This window comes from Dyadobacter sp. HNCC25DJ185 (assembly GCF_056895195.1).
The window spans coordinates 21477-28630 of sequence record NZ_JBXHAR010000019.1 but is presented as its reverse complement, the minus strand read 5'-3'; the positions used below and the strand labels follow the sequence as shown (position 1 = coordinate 28630).

6 protein-coding genes are annotated in these 7154 nt (G+C 41.2%); 3 read left to right on the top strand and 3 right to left on the bottom strand.

Annotated elements, in window-relative coordinates; all coding sequences use genetic code 11:
* Positions 1-95: 95 nt before the first annotated feature.
* Positions 96-338 carry a hypothetical protein gene (locus AC1XUF_RS31620; RefSeq protein ID WP_483345883.1) on the bottom strand — a complete coding sequence of 81 codons (243 nt, stop codon included), beginning with the start codon at positions 336-338 and terminating at the stop codon, positions 96-98.
* Between the two features lie 431 nt (positions 339-769).
* Here AC1XUF_RS31620 and AC1XUF_RS31615 point away from each other — a divergent pair, with 431 nt between their 5' ends.
* The 3 genes from AC1XUF_RS31615 to AC1XUF_RS31605 all read left to right on the top strand — a co-directional run bounded on the left by AC1XUF_RS31615 (position 770) and on the right by AC1XUF_RS31605 (position 2694).
* The gene (locus tag AC1XUF_RS31615; RefSeq protein WP_483345882.1) at positions 770-1693 is read left to right on the top strand and encodes a protein kinase family protein; all 924 of its coding nucleotides are present in this window, start codon (positions 770-772) and stop codon (positions 1691-1693) included.
* A 66-nt stretch (positions 1694-1759) separates the two neighbouring features.
* Positions 1760-2218, top strand: a complete 459-nt coding sequence (locus AC1XUF_RS31610; RefSeq protein WP_483345881.1) for a hypothetical protein — start codon at positions 1760-1762, stop codon at positions 2216-2218.
* 209 nt (positions 2219-2427) lie between these two features.
* Positions 2428-2694: a hypothetical protein gene (locus tag AC1XUF_RS31605; protein WP_483345880.1), complete on the top strand. Its 267-nt coding sequence runs from the start codon at positions 2428-2430 to the stop codon at positions 2692-2694.
* A gap of 327 nt (positions 2695-3021) precedes the next feature.
* Here the strand turns inward: AC1XUF_RS31605 and AC1XUF_RS31600 are convergent, their stop codons facing one another.
* Both AC1XUF_RS31600 and AC1XUF_RS31595 read right to left on the bottom strand, forming a co-directional pair.
* Positions 3022-3807 carry a hypothetical protein gene (locus AC1XUF_RS31600; protein ID WP_483345879.1) on the bottom strand — a complete coding sequence of 262 codons (786 nt, stop codon included), beginning with the start codon at positions 3805-3807 and terminating at the stop codon, positions 3022-3024.
* A gap of 194 nt (positions 3808-4001) precedes the next feature.
* The gene (locus AC1XUF_RS31595) at positions 4002-7145 is read right to left on the bottom strand and encodes a DUF3427 domain-containing protein (RefSeq protein ID WP_483345878.1); all 3144 of its coding nucleotides are present in this window, start codon (positions 7143-7145) and stop codon (positions 4002-4004) included.
* Positions 7146-7154 lie beyond the last annotated feature (9 nt).

Below are 7154 nucleotides of genomic sequence, written 5' to 3'. Positions count from 1 at the left end.
GTAACGAAAGACAAAAAAAGGACTGTCGCCAACAGTCCTCCAATTTCTAAGCTTTCGCGCCCATTTGTTCGAGACCTTCCCAAAGTACTTTCAGGTCAAAAAGAGCGGACTTTTCCAGCTTGCTCAAACGGGATATCCGAGTGATAAAGCGCCAGATCGTGGATCATTTTGAGCGATTGGGATAATTCCCGACAGCCCTGACAATCGACGATATACAGAAAATCTGCCTGCGATTGCGTCAGCGGAGCGCCGATTTCTAATGCGTGACGTGCATCATTCGTTGCGTTGACTGAATTTGCATTCGAGTCGATTCCTTCTCCATTCGGTAGAGTTTGCATTTGAAATGGATAAAAATGTGGAAAGAGAATGGAGAGGTCACCGCAAACTCTACCGAATGGAATTTTCGATCAGGCTTCGGGACTTGCACCCGTTTGCCTCTCCAAGGCCATTTTGGCCTGATTTTAAGTAAAAATCCCATAGGTAATCTAGTAAAGTTTGCGGGGCAAATATAGGAGAATATTCTGATCTGCAATAGGTACTTTTGGGAGTGCCGGGGTAAGTCGCGGATTAGGAAAATGCATAGTTCCCGAGCAACTACTTTTTGAACGGAAAGAGTAGAAAATGATAAGGCATTAATCCATGAAGGGTTCCAGTACATTTTGAAAGACCATAATAATGGCAATGTTTGTTAACATCCTCTCAAACATTATGTTTCGATAATAATTTACTTATTTATGTCAGATAAGTGCATTTAATTCAATAACTATCAATGGACGAAAATAGAAGCATAATAGAACAAGCCTTCAAAGATTACGATATTAAAGATTGGGAATTGTCCGGGAATTTCATGAGTGGAGGCCAAGCATCAGTTTTAGAAGTTAAAAATTTAAAGGATGGAACATTGGGAGTCTTCCGCCTTCTTAAAAGTAATAAACCGAATGATATACAAAGATTTCGTAGAGAACTAGATATTCTGGTATCCACAAAGCATAGCAACATCATTGAGATTCTTGCTGTGCCGGAAACAGACGATCAGTATTGGTATATTAGTAGAAAGGGCAATCAATTTCAAACATATTGGCGACAACAGAAAGAAAAGTTTGAAGACAAACCAAATGACCTATTCGACAAGGCAATTACAATTGTAAAACAAATTACGGAGGGACTTATTCCATTGCATGAACAAGGCGTAATACATAGAGATATAAAGGCAAAAAATTTGGTGGTTATCGATGAAAAACCTATAATAATTGACTTTGGAATTGCATTCGTTACGGGAGAAGAACGTTTAACTGATATAAATGAAGCTGTTGCGAACAAGTTTAGCCCCGATCCCTCACTGAATTTTTTAGAGACAGTGCCTCCCTGGTTAGACATTTATCTAATGTCACAATTACTGATCTGGATGATATCAGAGCCAACAAATAAGCCACAAATTCAGAGACCACTCGATTGGCGCTTTGTTGTATATCCAGAAAATATTTCACTAGACCGTATAGCTGCCTTACGTGCTCTTACAGCTAGATGCAGCGAACAAGACATTGCTCCCCAAAATGCGAAAGAGTTTCATACGTTGCTTGATAATATGTTTAGAAAAGAAGGAGACTTAAACGTATCACCTAATGGAGACCAGCTTGGTAGTTTACTCGAAACAATACAAGAGTCACGGAATAGACTCATGAGTAGGAACTAAGAGAATAGAACACTCATTTTATCAAGACTGCCTGGTTTTGAAGTTATTGCTAGTCAGTTAGGTACAATGTTGAATAATTTCTTTTCTTCTTTACCAACAAGTATTCCTGTAGTTATTAATGAAGCCGAGATATCTGATTTTCGAAAAATGATATCTTGGGAGCCAAACGCCAAAAACCCATACTGGTTTCATAGCCGTTACCTTCTTGGACAATCGCCAAATTCGTTTCAAGTAATCCTAAGTTATGTCTTTGTATCCGAAAATAGTGTGAAGGCCAGTGCAGGTGATTGGAAGGAGATTGAGAATAAGCCAAGCTTCAGATTGGAGCTCAATGCTGACAATGCTCAGCTCGCATTGGCTAGCAAATCCTCTATGTACTTTTTGCTTCCAACAGCGGATGGAAGACTTGAAGTGTATGACGCCAACAATAGTATGCACTATCTGGGAATTAAGAATATCAGTGAAATTTATACCTTGATTAAAGACAGTGTCCTAGATAAAGAAACTTGGCAGCTTATTCACTAGGTTTCGTACCCTAATCCACTGATAGTGTAAGCCTTTAATTGGAGCATTCTCGAAACAGTTCTGTGAGCACTTGGTTTATGCCAACAAAACATTATTGGATCGGCATTTCGATGAAAAGCATCATTGCGCCTTCGAAGAGAAACAATCAAAAATAATCAATACTGAACAATTTTGATCTTGGTAGTGTTTTTTAGGAAAAACATTACATCATGGCTAATATCATAGACCACAATAACTTTCTTGTGAATATCAATTATCCACAAGAATTTGGGAAGCCCATCGACTTAGAGACTGTTCATATTATTCCCGGCAACGTGTTTGGAAAAGACGGTATCTTCTTTATAACCTTAAAACCAACTGACACCCTGGCAAATGACTGGAAAGGCGAAACGGTCGATCGTTGGTCTTTTATGAATGAAATTCATCGAGACGACGCTTTTGAAAAGTTGATCAAAAAGAAATATCAACTTGATTGAAATGTCGTTGTTTTCAGGTTTAGGTAAATCTCTTTGCCTAAGCTCTATCACCGCTCATCCGAATGAAGTTTGGTGCTTTACGTCACAAATTTGACTGAACTAACCTAATTTTGCGGGTGACAAAAATCGCTTAGGCAGGAATTTTTGACAGCCTTTTTGATGCCTTTGTCTTTTAGGAGCAAACAGCCGAAGCAAGCTCCGCTTATATTTTTAGTGCGCAATTAACCGCCCAGACTCCGATTAAGCACAGTATAAAAGCCATTGGATCATATCCTAAATTACAAGACAACTATTGCTTGTCTACTAGATATGCAACTATACATTTGACTATTTGACAGCTTTTACTCCTCCTTGATGATCAACGGGATTGGGTTTGTCCATGTCTGGCGTTCTCCCCAATTCTCGCTTCTTTCGATCAGGATTACTGGTTCTGGTGCTATTGGTTCTCTTTGTGGCTCCGGGGTTGGATCTGGTTGTCTTGGCTGTTCCTGTGGATCGCTCATTCTTTACCTTGTTTTGATATTCAGTGTAATACGGGTTGGCTATGGAATTTAGGAAAAAAACTAATACAATGATACCAGCACCTCCAAAGGATACCGCTAACCATTTCGAAGCGTCTGTTAAGCATTTAGATTTGTCGTTGTTATTAAGAAAGAGTTTATCGGACATTTCGATAAAGTTCTTCTTCAAGAATTGATCAAACCGTGGCTGATCTGAAATGCCCTTGCACTCATCGTAATATTTATCAATTTTATTTAGCTCCGGCAAGTACTGGTATTCTCTGCCCTTTTTTGCTACTTTAGAATAACTTTGAAAGAGATAATATCCTGCCCGGGTAATCGGAACCAGTTCTGCCAGTACAATTATTTGGAAGAATGGCAGAGCAAACGGAATCACTGTTATAAACGAATTTAGAAGATAAAATATACCGGAAATTAAAGCAATCAAGACTGTGCCTTGCAACGCGATCTCATTTGTCAGCCTACTAAGCCTTTCAACTTCCTTGTAGTAATTTTCTTTATAAAATTCGAGTCGATTGAAATGTTCGAATTCCGTTGGTAAAGTAGACGATTTGGTAGCTGGCTGGCCAACTGGTGATATATTGTCACTCATTGAAAAGCACAAGAAGGTTCTGACCTAAATTTACCGATAAAACAAGACAAATAGAATAGATTCTAGAAATGTTGTATATCCATACTTGTTTGTGATAATACGAATAAGAACAACATCTTGACGAAGGTAAATTTATGTCTTAAAAAATTAACAAAGACGCTAAGCGACGCACCATTGGTTACGGTAAAACAACCTCACCCTACCGCCATCTTCGCCATATCCTTCCAGATATAATGCGGAGCTGAATCGCGCAGTGCCCAATTAATACTCATCGGCTTCGCTCCATAATGGTCGATATAATCCGCCAGGCCCAGGAAGACATAGGCAATCGTATTATTGAATTCATCATTGTTCTTCTCCCGCACAAAAAGAAGAATCGATTTCCCCGTTTGCTTTTGCTTTACATATGACAGCCCCTTGCCGGTTTCAGGCCGGGCGGTGTTCTGAGATTGCCAGTGAAATATCTTTTCACTGACTGCGTAATCGTTATACAATGTGGTCGGAGAGTAATTTGCTTCAGTCTTTTCCAGCGTTATGAGCAGCAGCTCGGCATTCTTCGCTTCCAGGTTTACGACCCCTTCGCGGTTGCTAGATTTCCTTTCAAATGTGTTTTCGCCAAAAGCAGCCAAGATCTGTTCTCTCGAATATCGGCTATGTACTTTGAGCGGTTGAACGAAAGGCAGATCAGCGTCCGTTTCGATGTGTGCAATTCTGTCGATCACCAGTTCGAGCAACTCGACCATTTCACTCACTAGCTGTTCATTTCTTCCAATTTTTGCAATACTTGCCGATAGGTCCTCTGCTCCGCCTGGGCTTTGCCAAAAGTCATAGTGAAGCATGGTCAGCATTAATTTTTCATGACCGGGCAGTGCATTTACATCTACCTGAAACTTCTGCTTCGCAATCCTCAGAATGAATGACAAATAACTGAATGAATTACAGCAGAGCCATTTTTTCAGGATCGTGCGCTTCGTCTCCTCCTCATTGATTGGCGACAGATCGTCCAACCGATTTGCCAATTGACAGAGTTTGCTCCAAGTCGCTCGCTTGTAAATCGCTTGCAGCGGAATGTTATGGAAAGCGACAAAGTTTTTAAGTGATAAAGGCAATGTCGTTTGATGCCGGAAATTGGCAATCTTGGTAACAAGCTGATTGGTATTGAGCTGGGTCGCCGACCGTATGTTTTTTAGAATGATTTCCTTTGCCTTCTTTTCCAAAACAATGGAGCATCCCAATGGCAGATGTGGAAAATCGCGTTCGAGCTCTTCCAGCGTGGAAGTATTGGTTTTACCGATGAGCGCCCTGAACTTACCTTCAAAATCGTATTCCGGCCGGGCATTGCCAACAAAGTCAAGAATAGTCAGGCACTCCTTCCCTTCTGACAGCCGCAAACCCCTACCAAGTTGTTGAAGAAACACCGTCAAACTTTCGGTAGGTCGTAAAAACAGCACTGTGTCAATTTCTGGGATATCGACACCTTCATTGAAAATGTCAACCACGAAGAGGTAATTGATATCCTTTCGCAACAATTTAGATTTGATGGTGGATCTCAGTTCTTCACGGTCGCCTCCGCTGACAAGGTAATCCGCTTTTAGCCCAGCTAATAAAAACTTTTCTGCCATGTAAATGGCATGTTCCCGGGTTACACAAAAACCCAGTGCCCTGACATCCTCATAGTCTGTGAGATAGTTTCTGCAATGATTAATTATTTCTCCTACCCGGAGATCATTGTGGGTGTAAATTCTCGTCAGCTCGCTTGGGAGATAGCGTCCATTCTGCCAGGTTGCATTAGATAAATCTGTACTGTCGCTAATTCCAAAATATTGAAATGGACAAAGCAGTTTCCTGTTCATCGCCTCAGGCAATCTGATTTCGGCTGCAATTGTATCACAAAAATCCGCCAGAATATCAGCCCCGTCAGTACGCTCGGGAGTCGCGGTCAAGCCAAGAAGCACCTTCGGCTTAAATTTATTTAGAATTGGGCGATAGCTATTTGCGGCAATGTGGTGCACTTCATCAACGATAATGAAGTCATAATAGCTTTCCGAAAGTGTTAGCTCCTGAATGCGATTTGCAAGAGTCATCACGGACGCAAACACAACATCATAATTGTCTGGCTCGATGCCGTCCACCCAGAGGTCACCAAAGTTGTTGTCACGTAGAATGCCCGCAAAGGTTGCCCTAGCCTGAATAAGTATCTCTTTTCTGTGTGCGACGAAAAGCAGTCTCGCATGAGGCTGGGTTTTAAGAAAGTTCTTGAAATCAAATGCCGAGACTACTGTTTTTCCTGTACCGGTCGCAGCAACAATCAAGTTTCTATTCCTATTATGAATTTGCCTCTCGACTTGAAGCTTTTCTAAAATTTCCTCCTGAAACGGTAAGGGCTTTATATCAAAGAAAGAAGTCCCTTCGACTTGACCTTTGTTCTTCTCTCTTCCGAGGGCCACTTTCAACTTCTCGGAATGTTCACCTGACCGGAAATATTCGAATTCTCCGTCTAGCCAATACGTCTCAAAAGTCTTCGCGAATTTGTCTATGATGTGACCAACTTCCTGAGTAGTTACTTTCAAGTTCCATTCCAAGCCACTGGTTAGTGCGCTCCTCGAAATATTGGATGAGCCAATGTAGCCCGTATTGAAGCCGGTATTTCGGAAAAACAGATAAGATTTAGCGTGTAGCCGCTCATTTTCCGTATTGTATGAGACCTTCACTTCGGAATTGGGCAGTCCGGCTAAAAACTCTACTGCTCTCAAATCAGTCGCGCCCATATATGAGGTCGTGATTATTTTGAGGGAATTACCTCGACGGGTAAATTCTTCTAGTTCTTTCTGGAAGATTCTAATACCCGACCATTTAATGAAGGAAACAAGGAAGTATATCTTGTCAGAAGACAGTATTTCTTTTTTCAACTCACTTTCAAGCGACAGCCCGACATTCGAACCCGTGAATAACTCACTTTGTCCTAAACCCGTAAATGGGGTTATTTCCTTGATATGTTTTTCAAAATCGGAGAAAGGCGCATCCATTTTCGCGAATACAGCATTCAGGATTTTCCCATTTATCGAAACCAAATCATCCTCGAAATCTGTATGATCCAACTCAGTTCGAAGCACCCTGATGATCTTGTTTGATAATTCGATTTGACGTTCAATACTGTCATCTCCCGTAAGCAAGCTCAGACCGTAGTTCAAAAGGCGACTTACATGCTGACTAAGCACGCGAGCGACCTCGCTCTTTTCGACAGGTGTTTCCTTTACAAAGAATTGTTGTTTATCGAGGGAGCTAATCTTTGAAGCGATAAGCTTGGTGATTAAATTCTCGTAAAGGCCTTGCTGCATGGGAGGGTG

Excerpts from the sequence above, each read along its gene's own strand:
- AC1XUF_RS31620 (WP_483345883.1), bottom strand. The coding sequence starts at position 338 with ATGCAAACTCTACCGAATGGAGAAGGAATCGACTCGAATGCAAATTCA.
- AC1XUF_RS31615 (WP_483345882.1), top strand. The coding sequence starts at position 770 with ATGGACGAAAATAGAAGCATAATAGAACAAGCCTTCAAAGATTACGAT.
- AC1XUF_RS31610 (WP_483345881.1), top strand. The coding sequence starts at position 1,760 with ATGTTGAATAATTTCTTTTCTTCTTTACCAACAAGTATTCCTGTAGTT.
- AC1XUF_RS31605 (WP_483345880.1), top strand. The coding sequence starts at position 2,428 with ATGGCTAATATCATAGACCACAATAACTTTCTTGTGAATATCAATTAT.
- AC1XUF_RS31600 (WP_483345879.1), bottom strand. The coding sequence starts at position 3,807 with ATGAGTGACAATATATCACCAGTTGGCCAGCCAGCTACCAAATCGTCT.
- AC1XUF_RS31595 (WP_483345878.1), bottom strand. The coding sequence starts at position 7,145 with ATGCAGCAAGGCCTTTACGAGAATTTAATCACCAAGCTTATCGCTTCA.